Below are 20,157 nucleotides of genomic sequence, written 5' to 3'. Positions count from 1 at the left end.
CTATTTGACCTCGTGTGATTTGGCGAATATTTGCATAAAGGACACCAATGCTTGGACTCCTTCAATCGGCATAGCATTGTAAATGCTGGCTCGCATGCCGCCTACAATACGGTGACCTTTTAAGGTTACCAATCCATTTTCTTCCGCTTGCTTTAAAAATTCAGCGTCTAAACTGTCGTTTTGCAGCGTAAATGGTACGTTCATCAATGAGCGATTGCTTGGCGCAACATCGTTGTTATAAAACGAACTTGAATCTATATAGTCGTATAACAAGGCAGCTTTAGCTTGATTTAGTTTTGCTACTGCTTCTAAACCGCCTAAGTCTTTAAGCCACTCAAATACCAAACCGGCTAAGTACCAAGAATAGGTTGGCGGGGTGTTGTACATTGAACCCGCTCCGGCCAAAGTGGTGTAATTCAAAATCGAAGGTGTATCGATATGTGCTTTGTTTAACAGATCGTCACGTACGATTGCGATAGCCAAGCCCGAAGGACCTATGTTTTTTTGTGCGCCAGCATAAATAAGCGCAAATTTACTCACATCGATGGGCTGAGACAAAATCGTTGACGAAAAGTCGGCAACTAAGTCTAAGTCAGTTTGCGGTACTTCATTGATGGCTACGCCTTCAATGGTTTCGTTTGGGCAATAATGTAGGTATGCAGCCTGAGGGTCGGTTTTCCAAAGAGAGCTATCCTCTACGCAAACCTTGCCATTACTGTCACGCGTCATGGCCTTGTGAACAAACGCAGATGCAAACTTCTTACCTTCAACGATCGCAGCTCGCGACCACTCTCCGGTTTCAATGTAACTAATGCTTTGCTTGTCGCCTAATAGATTAAGTGGTGCGGCTGCAAACTGGCCACGCCCACCACCTTGGCAAAACAATATCTGATAATTGTTAGGAATATTTAGCAATTCACGAATATCTCGTTCAGCTTTTTCAGCTATCGCAATGTATTCTTTACTGCGATGGCTCACTTCCATAACTGAAACGCCTTTGCCTTGCCAATTGACGAATTCAGCCTGTGCCTTAGCCATGACCGCGGTAGGTAACATCGCCGGTCCTGCACAGAAATTGTAAACTTGAGGCTTCATAAGACTCCTTGTAGCACGCTATGTTGGTATTAATATATCTCCAAGGCTTTTCTATGAAAGCTCATGTGGAGTCTTGCTTGTTGTACCAATCCCATCAATGGGTTGGTATTACTTATCTCAATAAATAAGCAATAAAAAAGGGCGTATAAAACGCCCTTTTAACGATCAACCTTTACAACAGCACATCAAAAGATGATTAGTCCTGTTGCTCTGGCTCATCTGCTTGCGGGCTTTGCTCGTTGTCAGCCTCTGGAGCACTTTGCTCTGGAGCTGCTTGAGGGGTCTCGCCTTGCGCTTCATCGTCTAAGTCTTGAGTTAGATCTTCTTCAATCTCATCGATGCGTTGCAATCCAACCACGTGTTCGTCATCAGCAGTACGAATCAAGGTTACACCTTGAGTGTTACGCCCGATAATAGACACTTCGTTAGCACGAGTACGGACTAAGGTTCCTGCGTCAGTAATCATCATGAGCTCATCAAGTTCGTTCACTTGAATCGCACCAACAACCGGACCATTACGGTCACTAACTTTGATAGAAACAACACCCTTCGTTGCACGGCTCTTAGCTGGATACTCGCTAATGGCAGTTCGTTTACCATAACCATTTTGAGTAACCGTTAGAATTTCGCCGTCCGACTTAGGTACAATCAAAGATACAACCGATTGTCCTTCGTCTAAGCTAATACCGCGTACACCAGCTGCGGTGCGGCCCATTGGGCGTAGCGCTAGTAACTCAGCACCTGTTTCAGCATCAAGTTTCACCGCACCGGTTTCAGAATCACGTTGTTTTTCATTGAAACGAACCACTTTACCAGCGTCCGAGAACAACATAATGTCGTTAGTACCATCGGTAATATCAACACCGATTAAGCGGTTATCGTCACTTAAGTTAATGGCTTTAATACCACTTGATAAAGGACGTTTAAAGGCACTTAGTGCAGTTTTCTTAACGGTACCGTTTTGGGTAGCAAACAAGATAAACTTATCTTCATCATATTCACGAACCGGCAAAATAGCAGTGATTGACTCACCGGCATCAAGCGGCAACATATTTACAATTGGTTTACCACGAGCTTGGCGACTGGCGAGCGGTAATTGATACACTTTAAGCCAGTACACTTTACCTGCGGTTGAGAAGCACAAAATAGTATCGTGGGTATTGGCCACTAGCAGCTTCTCAATGAAGTCTTCTTCTTTCATCTTGGTTGCAGCTTTACCTTTACCACCACGACGTTGAGCTTCGTAATCGCTCAAGATTTGATACTTCACATAGCCCGCTTGCGACAAGGTAACTACGACATCTTCTTCGTTGATCAAGTCTTCAATCGACAAATCAGCGTGAGCAGAAATCTCAGTACGACGTTCATCACCGAACTGGTCACGAATTTCTTCGAGCTCTTCGCGGATCACTTCGAGCAAACGCTCAGGGTTATTCAATATAAGGAGCAGCTCTGCAATAAGTTCAAGCAGCTCTTTATATTCACCAAGAATTTTCTCGTGCTCTAGGCCTGTCAATTTATGTAGGCGTAGGTCCAAAATTGCTTGAGCTTGGGTTTCGGTCAGGTGATACATGCCATCACGAATACCGAACTCATCTTCTAGCCATTCAGGTCTAGCTGCATCATCACCGGCGCGCTCTAGCATTTGCGCAACGTCGCCTAGCGGCCAGCCACGACTAATCAAACCAGCTTTCGCTTCACTTGGACTAGCGGACTTTTTAATCAGTTCAATAATTTCATCAATGTTAGCCAGCGCAATCGCTAAGCTTTCAAGGATGTGGGCACGGTCTCGTGCTTTGCGCAGCTCAAATACGGTACGACGCGTTACAACTTCGCGGCGGTGACGTACAAAGCAATCAAGCATGTCGTAGAGGTTAAACAGCTTAGGTTGACCGTGATCCAGGGCCACCATGTTCATACCAAAAGACACTTGCATTTGAGTCTGAGAATACAAGTTGTTAAGAACAACCTCTCCGACCGCATCACGCTTAATTTCAACAACAATACGCATGCCGTCTTTATCTGACTCATCGCGAAGCGCTGAAATGCCTTCAATTTTTTTGTCTTTAACCAGCTCGGCGATTTTTTCAATCAAGCGCGCTTTGTTCACCTGGTACGGAATTTCGTGAACAATGATGGTTTCGCGGCCATTGTCGGCGGTTTCAACTTCGGCTTTAGAGCGAATTGAAACTTTACCACGGCCGGTTTTATAGGCTTGGATAACACCAGAGCGACCGTTAATGATACCCGCAGTCGGGAAATCTGGCGCTGGAATAAACTCCATGAGTTCATCAATGGTGATGTCTGGATTATTGATAAGAGCCAAACAACCGTTAATAACTTCAACTAAGTTATGCGGAGGAATGTTGGTTGCCATACCAACAGCAATACCAGATGAACCGTTAACCAATAAGTTTGGTATGCGAGTTGGCATTACTTCAGGGATTTGCTCAGTACCATCATAGTTAGGTACAAAATCGACGGTTTCTTTATCGAGATCGGCAAGTAGTGAATGGGCAAACTTGGCCATGCGAATTTCGGTATAACGCATTGCCGCTGCAGAGTCACCATCAACTGAACCAAAGTTACCTTGACCGTCAACCAGCATGTAGCGTAAAGAGAAAGGCTGCGCCATACGAACGATGGTGTCGTATACCGCGCTATCACCGTGGGGGTGATATTTACCGATAACGTCGCCGACCACACGTGCAGATTTTTTGTAGGGCTTGTTCCAGTCGTTGTTGAGTACGCTCATCGCGAATAAAACGCGGCGGTGAACTGGTTTCAGACCATCGCGGACGTCAGGTAGTGCTCGACCAACGATGACACTCATCGCATAGTCAAGGTACGAGCTTTTAAGCTCGTCTTCGATGTTAACGGGCGTAATCTCTCTAGCAAGATCGCTCATAGACGAATAGTTCCTTCAATATTTCAGCTAAAATTAAGCTTAATTTGCGTAAAGCCGCATTCATCATTGCTGTTGTTATCGTGATCAAACAAGCAGCAAGAATCCAACTATTAGGCTTTGGATTTACATCCCACTAGGGCTGCCCAATAAACAGTCAAAATTGCTTAAAACTGCGCTACGGGCTTGTAAAGCTAATAGTCGTAAAACATAAGCGCCAAACTTTAGCACAAATACAGGCGGGTAACAGCTTCCAATTGGTAGTTTTGGCGTCATAAATTGTTAAAGATGGGCTAGCCTTGTGTTTTGGTGAATAAATCATCAAGTCAAGCACTTAAGTCCAAACAATTGGAGCTATTTAGCACCCTATTTAGGCAGGACATTTTGCTAAGCATCTAAGCTAGCAAACTCAACTTGGCCTAAGCGAGCAAAGCATGCTTGATGTTGGTAGTTGTTGTCGCCAATAAGCAAGGCTTTAAGCTCTGGTTTTCCCAACCCGTTAAGCTAATATCGTCCCAACTTTTCTAGGTGCATCTGGCGGCGCAATGTGTGGCAAATCTTTAGATAATTGTGGCTCAAATGACAATGGGATCTCCAACACACCATTAATCGAACCAATATGACCGAATTAGTATTGACCATCTTTAAGTACTATCTCATCACCGGGATTGGCTAAGTCGGCTGCAAGCTCCACGTGTCGACATGGCTGGCTTTGGGTGCATTGGGTATTTTTATAGCTAGCTTGGGGATCAAGCTAAAGACGCTGTGCCAGTAACAACGGCGAGTAATATAAAACCAAGATCAAAGCAAAACAGTGTGGCTTTAGATGATAGTGATTCATAAAGCGAGTCTCACACTGGATTAGAGTGAAAAGCTCGACGTGGTTCCCCTTAACTATTGACTCGACAAGCCCTATTTCTCTGCTTTAGTTAAAATCTATTTAGATTAGATCTCGTGTTCCGCCACCGTGACCACCACATTACCTTTAAAATCTCCTTTTCCAAAATACGCAAACGCTTCTACGCATTGATCTAAAGAAAAACAACGGTCAATGACCGGGATCAGTTGGTTTTGTTCAAAGAGTTCAAGCAAATAGCTGTTGTTTTTATTGGGCTTGTACACCAGCATATGCATTTTACATTTACGCCGAAGCTTTCCGAATAAAACGATCGGGAGAATTTTAGAGGTTTTTCCACCAACCGTTACATAGTTGCCATTATCGGTTAATACCGATTGATAATTTGACAGTCTGCGACTCGTTTTCATATCAAAGATCAAGTCGTACTTAGTAGGGCTTTGGGTAAAATCGTGGTTGGTAAAATTCATCACATGGTCTGCGCCAAGCTCAACCATGCAATCCAACTTCAGCTGATGGTCAACAGCGGTAACCTCAGCGCCGAAGGACTTAGCAATTTGTATTGCAAGGGTTCCAGTAGTGCCCCCTCCACCATTAATCAGTACTTTTTGTCCAGACTTAATCTGCCCGCAATCGGCAAGTCCCTGAACCGCAAGATTACCGCCATGGGCGAGACAAGCAGCCTTCTCAAAGCTCATACTCGCAGGCTTTATGCTGAGCTGATCCTCACTGACACAAATAAACTCGGCAAAAGCGCCCCAGCCACCTTCACCAAGGTCACCAAATACCGCGTCGCCGACTTGAAAATGGATGACTTTTTTGCCCACCGCTTCAATCACACCAGCGATATCGCAGCCATGGATCAAGGAACTTTTGGGCTTGAATAAACCCGAGCCAAATCGATACTCAAAAGGCTTGCCGGTTAAGGTGTCCCAATCCCAGGAATTAATCGACAGCGCATATATTTTTACCAAAATTTGACTGTCGCTGGGCTCAGGTTTAGGTACATCAGCCACTCGTAGAACATTTGGTGGACCATATTGATCATACACAATTGCTTTCATTTCTTATTCCTACTCGTATTGCATCCTAAAACCTGAGGCGTCGGTGAGAATGCTTCAATGTAGCAACTCAATAATACGAAATGTCCGAACCCGGTCAGCGTATCAATCATTGACGCTTAATTAATTCAATCGTAGACCGGATCACGCGAAGTGTATGTTGAACATCACCGATTTTTCACATCAACATGACGCTTTATAAGTTGCTGGTAAAAAACCAGCGAAGACGCGGTCGACGGCTTAATCCCAAGATCAGTAAAATCTCGATCCTGATAACTGGTCTGGTTCACATTTTGTTAGTTCACTACCTCATCAAGGCAATATTGAATATAAGATGAATGAGCATCCGTGCCAGCCCATTATTTGAGGATAATCCATGTTTAAAGCCAGCAGCGTACTTGAGTCCAATAATCACAGCGCTACCCTAAACGAGTGTTTTGAACAGATCTGCGCCAATTATGGTGTCGATGAAGCGGCTTACCTAGAGCAGTTGATCGCGCTGGTACCCAGCGACAATATCGAGGCAATAACTCAGAACGCCCACCAGATAGTGATGCAGGTGCGCCAAGTTGACAAAAAAGGGCTCAGTGTTGGTATTGACGCCTTTTTGCAGCAGTACAGCCTCGAAACCCAAGAGGGAATCATCTTAATGTGTTTGGCTGAGGCGCTACTTCGCATTCCCGATGCAGCCACCGCTGATGCTCTCATTGAAGACAAACTCTCGGGTGCCGACTGGAACAAACACTTAAAAGGCAGCGACTCCTTACTGGTAAACGCCTCAACCTGGGGTTTGATGCTCACCGGAAAACTGGTGAGCTTGGACAAAACTGTCGAGGATAAGCCAGCACCGATGCTGGGCCGCTTAATCAACAAGATGGGCGAGCCCGTCATTCGACAAGCAATGTACGCAGCCATGAAGCTTATGGGTGGGCAATTTGTATTGGGCCGCGACATTAGCGAGGCGCTCAAACACAGTACTGCCAATCGTAGCGTTGGATACACTCACAGCTATGATATGTTGGGCGAGGCGGCGTTAACGCAAGCCGATGCCGACAACTATTTTAACGACTACTACCAGGCTATTAGTGCGCTAGGTGCGCAAGACATCAATCTTAGCCAAGCGCCCGCGCCTACTATTTCAATCAAACTATCAGCCCTACATCCACGTTATGAGCTTGCCAATAGCAGCCGCGTATTTGTTGAGCTGCGCGATACCGTGCTTAAATTGGTTCGCCACGCACGCGCATTGCAAGTGGGCATTTCTATCGACGCCGAAGAAGCCGACCGTTTAGAGCTGTCGCTAGAGCTTTTTGAGCGTATTTACCGCCACCGCGATTGCCAAGGCTGGGGCGATTTGGGCTTGGTCGTGCAAGCTTATTCCAAACGAGCGCTACCGGTACTGGTTTGGATCAATACCCTTGCCGCGGAGCAAGGTGATCTAATCCCCGTACGCCTCGTTAAAGGCGCATACTGGGACAGCGAAATAAAGTGGTGTCAGCAAAACGGTAGCAGCGCTTATCCGGTATTCACCCGTAAAGCCGGCACAGATGTTAGCTATCTGGCATGTTCTCGCTACCTGCTTAGTGACGCAACTTGTGGCAATATTTACCCTCAGTTTGCCAGCCACAATGCCCAAACCTGCGCCGCGATATTAGCGATGGCGGCGGATCGCGATTTTGAGTTCCAGCGCCTCCATGGCATGGGGCAAGAGCTTTATGACACCTTACTGACAAAATACAGTGCGCTTAAGGTAAGGATTTACGCCCCGGTCGGTGCCCACAAAAACTTGCTGCCCTACCTCGTACGCCGTTTGCTAGAAAACGGCGCGAACACCTCATTTGTGCATAAATTGCTAGACCCCAACACCCCAATAGAGAGCCTAGTAAGCCATCCTTTGACACTGTTGCAGCAATACCCAAGCCTTAACAATCCTAAAATTGTCACACCCGAACATATCTTTAACGACCGACGCAACTCGCGCGGTCTCAACTTTAATCTGCACAGCGAAGCTGCGCCCTTCTTCGCTCAGTCCGTACATTTTGCACAAACCCAATGGCATGCCGCGCCACTGATTGGCGGTGAAATACGCAGCGGTGACAAAACCGTTGCGATCACCAACCCTTTTGATCGCAGTGCTGTGGGCAGCGTTATTTACAGCAACAGTAAGCAAATAGAAGAGGCATTGGTTCGCGCCACCGCAGCCTTTGTGACCTGGCGATCCAGCGATGTTGAGCTGCGTGCCCAAGCACTGGAGAAGCTTGCCGATCTGCTAGAGTTAAATCGAATCGAGCTGATCTGCCTTTGTACCCGTGAGGCTGGAAAAAGCATACCAGATGGCGTTGATGAAGTGCGCGAGGCAGTTGATTTTTGTCGCTACTACGCACAGCAAGCTCGCACTATGATGGCCAGCGATCCAACCCTACCCGGACCCACTGGCGAGCTTAATCTATTGTATACGCAGGGGCGCGGCACCTTTTTATGTATCAGCCCCTGGAATTTCCCATTAGCCATATTCTTAGGCCAAATTGCTGCCGCCTTAGTCACTGGAAACTGCGTTATAGCCAAACCCGCAGAGCAAACCAACTTAGTGGCATTTAGAGCCACCCAGCTGGCGCATCAAGCTGGGATCCCTTGTGATGTGTTGCAACTATTGCCCGGTATAGGCAGCCAGATTGGCCCCATTTTATGTGCTGATGAACGGATCAATGGCGTTTGCTTTACCGGCTCCAGTGCAACCGCGAAACAAATTAACCGCACCCTCGCCGCTCGCGACGGCGCAATCGTGCCTTTGGTAGCCGAAACGGGTGGGCAAAACGCCATGCTGGTTGATTCAAGCTCGCTGCCAGAGCAAGTGATCACCGATGTGATTCACTCCGCTTTTCAAAGTGCCGGACAACGCTGTTCAGCGCTGCGGGTGTTATACATACAAGAAGACGTGGCACCGCGTATGCTCAGCTTACTCAAAGGCGCAATGGCGCAGCTGTCAGTCGGCGATCCATCACTACTGAGCACTGATGTTGGCCCCGTGATAGATAGCAGCGCCAAAGCCAAGTTAGAGACGCATATTGATGTGATAACTAAAGAGGGTGAGCTTATCGCCCAAAGTATGATACCAAGCGATCTTAAAGGACATTTTGTAAGCCCAACAGCGGTCAAAATTGACAGCATTGCGCAGCTTAAAGAGGAGCATTTTGGACCGGTGCTGCATGTCATCACCTACCCTGCCAATCGATTGCCATTGATCATCGATGAAATCAATGCCACCGGTTTTGGCCTCACCTTGGGGATCCATAGCCGCAACGAGAGTTTAGCGCTTCAGATTGCCAATAGCGTTAATGTTGGCAACGCCTACATCAACCGCAACCAAATTGGAGCAGTGGTTGGGGTGCAGCCTTTTGGTGGGCAAGGTCTATCGGGCACCGGCCCCAAAGCAGGTGGTCCGCACTACCTCACTCGCTTTATCACCGAAAAGACCATCAGCAACAACATCACCGCCATTGGCGGTAACACAACCCTGTTATCTTTAGGCGATGGTTAAGTGAAAAATTTTTTGACTACTTGGTCGCTGGATATGGCAAAAGATTTGCGTAAGAACGACCTCGCCTAACCCACCAAAAAAGTGAACTAACTGCAGGTAGCAAGGCTATAAACCAAAGCCCGGTAATGAAAAACACTATCTCAAAACCAACAAATGCAAGTGCAATAACGATACCGGTATCCACAATAAAGCTTATTAAATATTTCATATTGAGCAGTTCCCCTAACAATCAAATGACCTGCCGAATACTACTGAATTTGAGTAGATAGATAAAAATACATTCCATTACGAATTCGCATAGGTCTGGTAATCCCAAAATCACAAATCACAAATCACAAGACACAAGACACAAGACACCCATGATACGTTCGACGCACAGCGCGAAATACAATGGTAGTAAGGCGTATCCGATAAACTCACGTGCTCTTTAAGTGGCCTTAGCATCACAGAACTCTTATTGATTAAGTAATCATTTAAGCCTAGACCATCATCCCGAGTGTGCCACTATTGTGGGTGTCTTGTTATTTTATGCTGTGTAGTTTGTATTGAATTGTGAACGTATGCGAAAAACCGACAGGTGCTAATTTCAATGATGTTTTTAAAGAAGTTATCATGCTCTAAAATTAAAATCTGGAACGATAAACTAATGAAATTCATCAATTTATTCAGTAAAGCTGGATTAGTCTACGGGTCTGTATTTGGAATATTTTTCCTTGCTATGGCGATTACATCGGAACTAGGAAATCATTCAATGGGCCAGTCTGAAGCTCTGAATATTATTCCTGTGATTTCTGCGGGTGCGGTCCTAATTTTCTTAGCTGTATCAACACAAAGATAAGCATAATAAAACCTAAGCTCGAAAGTTGGAGGTTAACTTTCTAACTTAGGTTGTGCGATGCCGGTGTTCAGGCGTTCATTGCAATGCGTTTGCTAGACCGATTTATTGTTCTTTGTAAGTACAATGCGTCTATTAAGACAGGCGTAACCACTTTTAACGTAACGCGCTTTGATATCGTGAAGGTCGTCGACGTTTTTCACTTCATCATATTCCACCCTAAAGTCACTTGCTGCAGAAAGAGCATCAAGCTCACTTTGAAGGTCTTCTTGACGGTTCCAGGTAAGAATATCACGCTGTATCGCCTTAATCGTCATACCTTCAAAATTCACATGTGTAGTCATGAAAAATGTTTGAGTAGTTTCAGAGATGAATATCCACGTTTTGTAAGCCATTTATTCTTTTTCTCCTTATTAAATAACGAAAGTTACGATGTTATGGCATTATCACGCACAAGCCTAAAGAAGTCAACGACCGTAATGAATCTAAAGAATATAAAGACTTCAAGGCTCTAAAATGACAAAGGTTTTCCTCCGACTGAGACTGGCGATAAAATAATAAAATAACAAGACACCCATGATAAGTAAGTACAGCACTACCGCAAAAACAATCGTCCTCTTAGACCATGAAGACCTCTGATTTGGACTAGGAAATCGTCACTCTTCCTGAATTTAGCCTCATTTGCTGTATCTCAGCTACAGTAAGTGGACTCAAGCTAGTTAGAGTTTCGAGTAGACTGAAGTTAGAAAAAGCTAAGCGCTGTTTAGTTGTCGTTTGGCCGCGCCCATGCCATGCAGGCGTTGTTGATTATGCTCGTTTTTATAGATCAACATACTCGTGCTACTTCTTGAAGATAACAAGACACCCATATTAAGTTATCAGAAAGTTCTTTGAAAACGATTCTCGGGATGACTGCAGACCAACGCGAAGAAGCAGGGTACCCTCGCGCTAAACCTGTATTTAAAATTAAACTTAATGGCATTCCAAAAGTCGCGCCAATGATGGCAAATGTTGAGTTGTCTAACGATGAAACCTTTATTGCTAGACAGAACTTCCTTAAGCGCAATCAAAAGCTGATCGACGATTGCGTTAAAGTCGTTGATGCCAAGGTTGTCTACGACGAACCTACACACCCAGATATGGCTATCTACTCACTAGGGTTTATGAACGCATTTGAGACATCTTGGTGCCAAGGCTTTAACGCCATATATTCTTGGGAAGAGAAGTATAAGTACTTCTGCGAGTCTAAAGTTAATCCAAAGTATGAAGGCCAGTTAACAATGCGAACCACTGAGATCCCATTTTACATGTTTGGTCGCAATGCCCCTCATGTATTTAGTGAAGAACATCAACTCATTTGGGAAAACTATGTTCATTTGAGAAAAACTGTCGGATTAGCGAACTCACCGAAAACGTCTTCTGGAGCACTGCATACTCTGGTTAACTTACAGAACCAAGTTAAGTACTTGTTTAGCCCAGACGAGCTTAAGGATAACAAGACACCCATAATAAGTTAATAAGTGTTCCTTTTGAAAGCAATGCAGAAACACTTAATAAAACCATTAGTTTTGGTATGCAAAGAGACATGGGTGATTGCGTTGCTCGTTAGAAAGCGTAAAATTTTTTGGGGCAAAAACGTATTTCAAGTCGGCCTAGCGAATGTCCGGAGATGGCACAGAATTACCGCCTTTAGCAACTAAATACCTACTACGTTTTGCTCCTGCTCGTGGTAAAATTTCCGCATCAGAATTACCGAGAAACTCTATGTTTATCCATCATGTTAACGGCATCGACTGGCTTGTGATTACAGCTTTTGAAGAACTGAAAACTATGTTTATCGAAGACGCTGGTGCGATCCCCTCTTGCTTCTCTACCGACAGCGAATTAAACCTGATTGATCAAGCCAAGCGCACTTATGGACTTTTGCCGACACTCAGCGGCGAAATCACTGATACCGGAACTTTTCAAAGCCAATACACCGAAGAAGATTTGAACCCACAGCTTGCCTGCTTAGTGGAGGGGCGCGGGCGGGTGTTTATCTATAACGGCGGATTTGTGGCGTTTGTGGATGACGATCAAACCTTTATTACCCAAATGGGCTGAAGATTATTCAGTAACTTGCAATCGGCGAATTGGTATCCCTTGCTAGCACTATCGTGGGTGTCTGGTTATTTTTGTTATTTTCTAATATACATCTGGCAGCATAGCGCTCAGATCTCTACCAACTATCTTCCGAATGCATGTACGGACAAAGCTCGAAATTGAATTTCAATAAAGTCTGTTATTCCAAGCAGTTGACGCAGGAGTAATACACAGTGTGCAACTTGGAAAGAGTGTTGGGCAACTTTAACAACCGATCAAATTGAAGGCCGTTCAGATGTGGTTAGTCTGTTGAAGATATTTGAAACAAGGCATAGGGTTAGTTAGATTTCCGAATCACTCGTACTGAGCATGCCGCAGAGAATTCATATTCTATTTGATTAAGTTAGTCGTCCCTGTTACCGGGACAGGACTAGCACTAATTTGATTCAATCACGTTGTTTATTCAATTAAAGGCTTTGAATTTAAACGAAATCTAAGAATCTAAAAAGCTAAGACATCAACAGAACAACGGTGCCTGCGAAGGCGGAAACGTATGCTGAAGCTAAGATGCACTCTCTAACATTTTTCGTCAGTGGGCTCTGTTTTGCTTGTTTGTTGTAGTCAGTAAGGTTGTATTGCAGATTTTTGTAGCGAGTCATATTTTTATCATCCTGATGTGTGTTTGTGGCTAGAATCTCAATTGATTTAAGTGTGATTAATATCGCACAATAACGTTAGTTTGTCACGATATTTCTTGACATCAGTTAAAAACAGTGGTGAGAAAATGGCGATTTCTTAAGTAAAAAACCATAAAAAATGTAGCAGATTTCTGCGACGATTATAGGCGATAAAACGGGAATAAGTTGAACAAGGGTCCCTCTTGTAGGCTCGCATATTTCACATTGGAAATTGTTATTCATACCTGTTTTTTAATCACAGAATAATGGGCAAACATGAGATAGCGCTGAACTATCTATTCCGTTCTAGTTATTTCCATTTCAAAAGGCACTGAGCGAATCTATCTACTTGGACATTTGATAAACCAAAATAACACAAGTTAACTCAAATCTGCTGATCAAAGTCGGTAGTACGCCGCTACAGTTCTATTATCGGTATCCGTTTTCTTGTAGTAAGGATATCCTTTGGTTCACCCAATGCAGAAGCTGCTTGGTTGCTTTGGATAAAATCTGGTTTTGCCGAACAATGTAACCCAAATCGGTCGTAGGAAAATCAAGTAAAGGTGTGACCTTTGACGAGAGATGACGCCTTGGTGAAAGTGCAAACTCGGGAACAATCGCCACCCCAAAACCTGCTTCAGCCCAATCAATTTGAGCATCGACACTCCCCACCTCCATCACTCTATAATTTGAGAGATTGAGCATAGGCAACGCGGTATCAATGAGATCTCTAGTACGGGTGTCATGCCCCAGCAAGATTAGGGTTAACTCTTTATCTTCATCATCGTCTAGCTCAATCCCGGTACCTATAGCAACCCACTTTACCTGTTCTAGTTCGACAAAATGTAAGGGTTGCGTCTGGTTTTGGGAGATGACAAAGCCTAGGTCAGCCTCAGCATTTCTAACCAGTTCAGACGCTTGTGATGAGGTCGTGTTTAATAGCACAATATCAATGCCTGGGTACTGTACTTTAAACAGCTTAAATGCCTCAATAAGTAACATACGAGAAATAATGTCGCTGGCCGCGATAGTAATCGTGCCTTTATCCAAGTCATTTAGAGCATTAAGATCCGCTTGGCAAACCTGTAATTCTTGAAGCGTTCTCTGGCAACTCTCAAGTAAGCGTTCACCCGCTTGATTTAAGTGGAATGGGCTTCGCTCAATGAGCTTAACGCCGGTAGCCTGCTCTAATTGTTTAAGGTGCAAACTGACATTGGGCTGTGTCATATGCAAGGCGATTGCGGCTTTTCCAAAATGTTTGTAGTGTGCCAACGTAACAAAAGTTTTGAGCCAATGAATATCTAGCATCGTTTCACCTTTACTGTGAGCCAAGTAAATCGGTTCGAACCACATGTATATGAAATTCTTATCAAGATGATTACTATAATTAATTTCTCTTATTAGGTCGACAGTTCTAGGATGATGCCTTCATCAATTTGGAGAAATATTATGTCGTCTATTGTGGTTGTGGGTGCCAATTGGGGGGATGAAGGTAAAGGCCGTATTGTTGACTTTTTAGCTTCAGACGCTTCTGCCAGTATTCGTTTTCAAGGTGGCAATAATGCGGGTCATACCGTTGTTAACGACTTCGGTACGTTCAAACTGCACCAACTACCAAGCGGCATTTTCAATCCGGATTGTATTGCTGTACTGGGTCCTGGAATGGTGATTAGCCCGGCGGCACTTACCGAAGAGATCGAAGGCGTAAAGGCAAGCGGAGTGGATGTGAATTTGTGTATCTCCGATCGTGCTACCTTGTGCCTACCTCTGCATGCACTTGAAGATACATTGGAAGAGCAAAGGCTCGGTGATGCAGCCTACGGTTCTACTCGTCAAGGTATTGCACCGGCCTACGGCGATCGTGTCATGAAGAAAGGAATTTTAGTCGGTTGGTTAAATCAGCCTGACGTACTCGAGCAGCGAATCCAATTTATGCTCGATTGGAAAATGCCTCAGTTAAAAGCCTTATACCCTGATTGTGATTACACGCAAAGTGCTGCAGAACTTACAGCATGGTTACTAGACATTACGCAGTCTTGGCGCCCATTCATTTGCAATGTCACAGAGCCCCTTAAAGCGCTGCAAGCAAGCAACGCTACGCTACTATTTGAAGCACAATTAGGCGCTGGTCGCGACCTAGTTTATGGCGAGTACCCCTGGACAACCTCATCAAATGTTACGGCTGCATATGCCGGTATTGGCAGCGGTTTACCCGCATTGAGGCCTGAACGTGTTATTGCAGTCGCTAAATCATTTAGCTCGTCCGTGGGTACCGGAACCTTAGTGACCGCAATGGAAGATCAAGACAACTTCCGAGAAAGTTCGAATGAGTATGGAGCAGTTACAGGCCGGCCACGAGATATGGGGTACTTTGATGCTGTAGCAACTCGAAATGGGATTGAGCTGCAAGCTGCAACCGAAATTGCACTGACTAAAATTGACTGTTTAAGCGGTATGAAGGACCTTAGGATCTGTGTTGCTTACCAAGGAGAGCACAGCGAGAATCCAATTTGGCCCCAAACAGCGGAGCTGCAAGCTGTTTACGAAAAAATGCAGGGTTGGGATGAAGACATCACAACTTGTCGTACATTCGAGAGTCTTCCTCAAAGCACACAGGATTATGTGAATCGCATTGAAGCATTAATGGGCGTGCCTATCGTCATGGTTTCGGTTGGGCCAGAACGAGAGCAAATGATCGTTCGCAAATAACGGTTTGATTTCACGAGTTGCTCAATAAAAATCTACGCTCTCACTCGCGTAGATTTTTTTCTTCTTAATACTTCAACGAGAGGTGTTTATAAACAAAGGCAAACCTTATACCCAAGGGTTTAAAACTGAAGCAGTAAAACAGGTCACTGAGCGCGGCTATTCAGTTCATGAAGTCGCTGAGCGCTTGGGAATACCGGCGAAGTCCCTTTACCGGCCAGATATTCCAAGGGAGCCCAAACTAGCTGCAGATCACCCGCCCCGCAGCTAAGTCTTTTATGGTTGAACCGGTTCTTGGAAAAATTTCTTGCTCTCTACAATGATGTCTACTATCGAGTAAATTAGCATGATCAGCGAGGATATTGGCACGCACGAATAGAGGATCCATTGTTTTATTTGAAATGCGGTTGTGACCTGATTCGTTTTAAGTGTCAATTTTAACGAATACCAAAAAAGGATAGCCATAAATATCGCAGATATAAGCACGATCACCAATTTATAAAACTGTTTTAAATTCTCATTTTTTATGCGCGGACTTATCCAGTCACCCACAGAAAAGTGCTGCTTTGAACACCATAGCCCGGCGGCGCCATAAAAAACCAGAGCAGCAAAACAGAGCTCAATCACTTCATCGAACCAGTAAAAAGAATTTATGGTAACAACACTTTGGATTGCGGTAGCGACCCCCTCCAAACCTTGTCCATTTAAAAACTGGATTAGGTCATTAATAAGGCGTAACGAAATATTGGCAATCAGCAGAATTGCCAGTGCCGAAAACATGGTCATCGCAATGTATCGTAAAATTCTTTGAACCCAAACATCGATAGTTTTAAGCAAAGCAATCATTACATTTCTCCCATGATGAGATTGGGTAGGAACAGCGAAATACTTGGCACAAAGGCGATCAATAGCGTGATGAGTAGAATCATTAACAAATAGGGCCATACTCTTTTGGCTAAAGCGGGCATCCCCACTTTGGCAAAACTATCTACGGCAAACAAACACATGCCGACCGGTGGCGTCAGATTTCCTATCATAATGAGCAATACCATTACGACCCCAAAGTTAACTAAATCTATGTCAAACATTGTCGCAATTGGCATAAACAAAGGCAGAGTGATAAGGAAAATGGCATTTCCTTCTAGAAATAAGCCCATGGTTAATACGATTCCGATCACGATCCACATTACAATGGACTGAGTTGCACCAAATCCAACTAAGGTTTCAATCACACTATCTGGGATTTTCTGGTGAATAATCAACCATCCAAAAAAGTTGGCGGAAGAGATAATGAACAGCAAGCTAACTGATTGGGCGATTGATTTATAAATAATGCTAGGTATTTGTTTTAGCTTCAAATCTTTGTAATAAAAGCCAAGCGCTGCAGCATAAACACAAACCACAACCGACGCCTCGGTTGGTGTGAAATAACCGCTCATGATGCCGCCAACAATAATGACCGGAGCCATGAGAGGCCAAAAGGCACCATTGAAAGCGGAAAATCGCTCTCTAACTGATGCTTTATGTTCAGCACGTGGATAGTTGCGCCGCTTCGCCAAAATACTTAAGGCGATCATCATGCCCAATGCCATCATAATGCCTGGTATAAACCCGGCCAAAAATAAGCGAGCCACTGACACACTGGTTATTGAGCCGTAAAGAACAAAGGGGATACTCGGTGGAATAACAGGTCCAATCACCGAAGAAGCGGCAACAAGCGTGGCTGAGTCAGCTGGATCATAACCTTGATCAACCATGGCTTTATGTTCGATCTGACCTAGACCCGCTGCATCTGCAACTGCCGAACCTGACATACCTGAAAAAATGACACTGGCAACAATATTGACCTGGCCAATACCACCAGCGACATGACCAACCATCGATTGGGCAAAGCGGAAAATACGGTCGGTGATTCCCCCCGTGTTCATTAAATTACCAGCCAAAATAAAGAAAGGTATGGCGAGCAAGGTAAATCCAGTTGTACCGTAATACATACGATGGGGCAACATGGCTAAAAGGCGTGCATCACCTAGACCGACAAAAAACACGACTGAGGTTAAGCCAATGGCAACCACAACAGGGACATTAATTAAAAGCAGGAAAATTAAAACGCCGAATATAGCTAAGGTCAACATACAATGTATTACCCAATGTTAAGGCAAATGAATTAGAGCTAGATGATCAGCGCTGCGAGTTAACGACATCATTCGCTGTGCTAAGAGCATTCGTAAAAAGCTGTCTCTAGCCACTTCTGACGCTCACTTACATCAGTAAGTAGTGAGCGCAACGAAAGCCTTTAGCTCAACTAATGCCAACGAAACTTAGACCGCAAATTCAGATTTCGTCACTTAATCCATTAATAAAAACAAAGATTCCGCCCTTCCGGGCGAAATCAATTTTAATACAACTTCTAATGCACTGTGCTACATAGCCGCTTTAGTCATTGCTATCCATTTATCAAAGTTTTCCTCACCCACTCTTTTCTTAATTTGCTCGTAAGCTGGGCCCATCATATCTTGGAAAGGAGCAAGCTCCGGTTCATCTATGACGATTCCTTTGGCACGCATATCTTCGATTTGCGCCAATTCTTCCTCTCGCATTAACTTACGCATAAGTAAACGAGCCGAGTCAGACTCTTCACGAACAATTTGTTGTTGCTCTTCGTTTAACTGGCCCCATGCATCGGTTGAAACTACATGAACCATTGAGCTATATAAGTAGTTAATAATTGAGATATATTTTTGAGATTCATAAAGGTTTAAGCTGTAAATCACACCAATTGGGTTTTCTTGGCCATCTACAACACCTTGACGCATCGCCATAACCAGCTCGCTAAATGAAATGGTCTGTACATTCGCACCAATCGCTTGCATTGCGGCTTGATAGGTCATCGCCGGTGGAGTACGTATTTTTAAACCTTTAACATCTGCAGGAGTCAAAATTGGGCGAACCGAGTTTGTTAACTGACGAAATCCCCAATCCCAACTCGATAGGTAGACCAAACCGACTTTTTCAAGTTCAGGTGCGGCCCATTCTTTAAAAGGTCCATCTAGAACGCGATCAGCGTGTTCGGCATTACTAAGCGAAAAAGGAATACTTACTGTGTCAAATAAAGGTACGTGTTTAGCCAGTTGGTCTTGACCAGAAAGACTCATGTCGATAACGCCCATGATTACTTGTTCAAGTACTTCTGGTGGACTACCAAGAGCATTGTTAGGATATAACTCAACTTCAACTTCGCCTTTTGTTCGCGCTTCAACTTGTTCAGCAAACTGCATAGCTGCGATGTGTGAAGGGTGATTTTCTGCACCAAAGTGACCAAGCTTAAATTCAACAGTGGCGGAAGCAGTTGATGCCCACGCCAAACAAAGTGCCGTAGCTAGGCCTGTTTTAAAACTAGAACGCATTGTTAACTCCTACTAGATTACAAGTTTGTAACTTGAGTTTGAGTGTTGCAATAAGCAAAGCACTCTCTATGAATATCCGTTATTTCAAAGGAAATTTATCGTACGTACTTTTAACGATGTTCCTTGTAAGCAATGTGGTGATGTTCAGCTACAACTTCAGAAACATACAATTGACACTAAGTTAAATCGAAGAAATTTGTAAACGTATATTTAAGGTCAACAAATCCGATTACGATAGATGTCAATTAGTTCCTTTTCTGACAACCCTCTACAAAAAAGCATGTCTAAAGACACGACTATAACTCGCGCCCGACTAAGCACAACATATATAATATGCATAGTTATTAGTGACATAACCGATTTGCATTACAATACTATAACAACAAACAAACAGCAGATATTCGCTCTAGATCTCATTTATGGATCAAATATCATACAAAACCTTAAAAAGTTTTTTCATTGAAATACACGGGATTTGAGCTGAAAATATCGATGAATTAAACATCAATATGATGATACTGGCGTAAGCTGAGCATAGTTCTCAACCTCGTGTGGGTCTTGATGTAGGATTTGGTGAAAGTATTAATGTATTAACAAGACAGCCATAATATTAACAAGACACCCATAATAAGTTGATGCAACACCACCTCTAACACAATCACCCTTTTCGACTCTGGTTACCTTAGATTTATACAATGAAATTGTTATTCCCCGTGAATTTAGCTGCTTTGCTAAATCACATGTATTAACAAGACAGCCATAATGAGTTGCTGGAGTGTATTAACAGGTATTAACAAGACAGCCATAATAAGTTGATACAACACCACCTCTAACACAATCGCCCTTTTCGACTCTGGTTACCTTAGATTTATACAATGAAATTGTTATTCCCCGTGAATTTAGCTGCTTTGCTAAATCACAGACGGTGTATTAACAAGACAGCCATCAAAGTGTATTAACAAGACAGCCATAATAAGTTGATGCAACACCACCTC

At 44.0% G+C, this 20,157-nt stretch carries 13 protein-coding genes and 1 pseudogene; 5 read left to right on the top strand and 9 right to left on the bottom strand.

Annotated features, from left to right (window positions below):
• The 3 genes from serC to DBZ36_RS03140 all read right to left on the bottom strand — a co-directional run bounded on the left by serC (position 1) and on the right by DBZ36_RS03140 (position 5,920).
• Positions 1-1,095 carry a 3-phosphoserine/phosphohydroxythreonine transaminase gene (serC, locus tag DBZ36_RS03150; protein WP_120353483.1) on the bottom strand — a complete coding sequence of 365 codons (1,095 nt, stop codon included), beginning with the start codon at positions 1,093-1,095 and terminating at the stop codon, positions 1-3.
• Between the two features lie 196 nt (positions 1,096-1,291).
• Positions 1,292-4,003 carry a DNA topoisomerase (ATP-hydrolyzing) subunit A gene (gyrA, locus tag DBZ36_RS03145; protein ID WP_120353482.1) on the bottom strand — a complete coding sequence of 904 codons (2,712 nt, stop codon included), beginning with the start codon at positions 4,001-4,003 and terminating at the stop codon, positions 1,292-1,294.
• Between the two features lie 942 nt (positions 4,004-4,945).
• Positions 4,946-5,920, bottom strand: coding sequence for an NAD(P)-dependent alcohol dehydrogenase (locus DBZ36_RS03140; RefSeq protein ID WP_120353481.1), 975 nt, complete (start codon positions 5,918-5,920; stop codon positions 4,946-4,948).
• Positions 5,921-6,293: 373 nt separating this feature from the next.
• On the opposite strand from DBZ36_RS03140, the gene putA reads away from it, so the two are divergent.
• Positions 6,294-9,455, top strand: a complete 3,162-nt coding sequence (putA, locus tag DBZ36_RS03135; RefSeq protein WP_120353480.1) for a bifunctional proline dehydrogenase/L-glutamate gamma-semialdehyde dehydrogenase PutA — start codon at positions 6,294-6,296, stop codon at positions 9,453-9,455.
• Positions 9,456-9,471: 16 nt separating this feature from the next.
• Here putA and DBZ36_RS03130 read toward each other — a convergent pair whose 3' ends face one another.
• Positions 9,472-9,663, bottom strand: coding sequence for a hypothetical protein (locus DBZ36_RS03130; protein WP_120353479.1), 192 nt, complete (start codon positions 9,661-9,663; stop codon positions 9,472-9,474).
• Between the two features lie 722 nt (positions 9,664-10,385).
• A complete protein-coding gene (locus DBZ36_RS03120; protein ID WP_120353477.1) occupies positions 10,386-10,685 on the bottom strand; it encodes a hypothetical protein in 300 nt (99 codons plus the stop codon).
• 495 nt (positions 10,686-11,180) lie between these two features.
• Here DBZ36_RS03120 and DBZ36_RS03115 point away from each other — a divergent pair, with 495 nt between their 5' ends.
• Both DBZ36_RS03115 and DBZ36_RS03110 read left to right on the top strand, forming a co-directional pair.
• A complete protein-coding gene (locus tag DBZ36_RS03115) occupies positions 11,181-11,807 on the top strand; it encodes a hypothetical protein (protein ID WP_147394990.1) in 627 nt (208 codons plus the stop codon).
• A gap of 247 nt (positions 11,808-12,054) precedes the next feature.
• Positions 12,055-12,393: a cytosolic protein gene (locus tag DBZ36_RS03110; protein WP_120354448.1), complete on the top strand. Its 339-nt coding sequence runs from the start codon at positions 12,055-12,057 to the stop codon at positions 12,391-12,393.
• A gap of 1,085 nt (positions 12,394-13,478) precedes the next feature.
• On the opposite strand, the gene DBZ36_RS03105 is transcribed toward DBZ36_RS03110, so the two are convergent.
• Positions 13,479-14,357 (bottom strand): LysR family transcriptional regulator, encoded by an 879-nt coding sequence (locus tag DBZ36_RS03105; protein ID WP_120354447.1) that lies wholly within the window; start codon positions 14,355-14,357, stop codon positions 13,479-13,481.
• A gap of 141 nt (positions 14,358-14,498) precedes the next feature.
• Here DBZ36_RS03105 and DBZ36_RS03100 point away from each other — a divergent pair, with 141 nt between their 5' ends.
• Together DBZ36_RS03100 and DBZ36_RS03095 are read left to right on the top strand one after the other, a co-directional pair.
• Positions 14,499-15,758, top strand: coding sequence for an adenylosuccinate synthase (locus tag DBZ36_RS03100; RefSeq protein WP_120353475.1), 1,260 nt, complete (start codon positions 14,499-14,501; stop codon positions 15,756-15,758).
• A gap of 88 nt (positions 15,759-15,846) precedes the next feature.
• A pseudogene (locus DBZ36_RS03095) lies at positions 15,847-15,972 on the top strand (transposase); the annotation flags it as partial.
• 59 nt (positions 15,973-16,031) lie between these two features.
• On the opposite strand, the gene DBZ36_RS03090 reads toward DBZ36_RS03095, so the two are convergent.
• The 3 genes from DBZ36_RS03090 to DBZ36_RS03080 all read right to left on the bottom strand — a co-directional run bounded on the left by DBZ36_RS03090 (position 16,032) and on the right by DBZ36_RS03080 (position 19,162).
• A complete protein-coding gene (locus DBZ36_RS03090; protein ID WP_158589018.1) occupies positions 16,032-16,601 on the bottom strand; it encodes a TRAP transporter small permease in 570 nt (189 codons plus the stop codon).
• Positions 16,601-17,890 carry a TRAP transporter large permease gene (locus DBZ36_RS03085; RefSeq protein WP_120353473.1) on the bottom strand — a complete coding sequence of 430 codons (1,290 nt, stop codon included), beginning with the start codon at positions 17,888-17,890 and terminating at the stop codon, positions 16,601-16,603. Before DBZ36_RS03085 ends, DBZ36_RS03090 begins: the two co-directional genes overlap by 1 nt.
• A 288-nt stretch (positions 17,891-18,178) precedes the next feature.
• Positions 18,179-19,162, bottom strand: coding sequence for a TRAP transporter substrate-binding protein (locus DBZ36_RS03080; protein WP_120353472.1), 984 nt, complete (start codon positions 19,160-19,162; stop codon positions 18,179-18,181).
• Positions 19,163-20,157: the final 995 nt, after the last annotated feature.

It is taken from the genome of Alginatibacterium sediminis, from assembly GCF_003610775.1.
GTDB classification, from domain to species: domain Bacteria; phylum Pseudomonadota; class Gammaproteobacteria; order Enterobacterales; family Celerinatantimonadaceae; genus Alginatibacterium; species Alginatibacterium sediminis.
The sequence above is the reverse complement of the archived record's forward strand: the minus strand, read 5'-3'. Positions and strand labels throughout refer to the sequence as shown.

Coding starts and splice junctions, on each gene's coding strand:
- DBZ36_RS03140 (WP_120353481.1), bottom strand. CDS start 5,920: ATGAAAGCAATTGTGTATGATCAATATGGTCCACCAAATGTTCTACGA.
- DBZ36_RS03110 (WP_120354448.1), top strand. CDS start 12,055: ATGTTTATCCATCATGTTAACGGCATCGACTGGCTTGTGATTACAGCT.
- DBZ36_RS03100 (WP_120353475.1), top strand. CDS start 14,499: ATGTCGTCTATTGTGGTTGTGGGTGCCAATTGGGGGGATGAAGGTAAA.
- DBZ36_RS03085 (WP_120353473.1), bottom strand. CDS start 17,890: ATGTTGACCTTAGCTATATTCGGCGTTTTAATTTTCCTGCTTTTAATT.
- DBZ36_RS03090 (WP_158589018.1), bottom strand. CDS start 16,601: ATGATTGCTTTGCTTAAAACTATCGATGTTTGGGTTCAAAGAATTTTA.
- DBZ36_RS03105 (WP_120354447.1), bottom strand. CDS start 14,357: ATGCTAGATATTCATTGGCTCAAAACTTTTGTTACGTTGGCACACTAC.
- DBZ36_RS03080 (WP_120353472.1), bottom strand. CDS start 19,162: ATGCGTTCTAGTTTTAAAACAGGCCTAGCTACGGCACTTTGTTTGGCG.
- gyrA (WP_120353482.1), bottom strand. CDS start 4,003: ATGAGCGATCTTGCTAGAGAGATTACGCCCGTTAACATCGAAGACGAG.
- DBZ36_RS03120 (WP_120353477.1), bottom strand. CDS start 10,685: ATGGCTTACAAAACGTGGATATTCATCTCTGAAACTACTCAAACATTT.
- DBZ36_RS03130 (WP_120353479.1), bottom strand. CDS start 9,663: ATGAAATATTTAATAAGCTTTATTGTGGATACCGGTATCGTTATTGCA.
- serC (WP_120353483.1), bottom strand. CDS start 1,095: ATGAAGCCTCAAGTTTACAATTTCTGTGCAGGACCGGCGATGTTACCT.
- putA (WP_120353480.1), top strand. CDS start 6,294: ATGTTTAAAGCCAGCAGCGTACTTGAGTCCAATAATCACAGCGCTACC.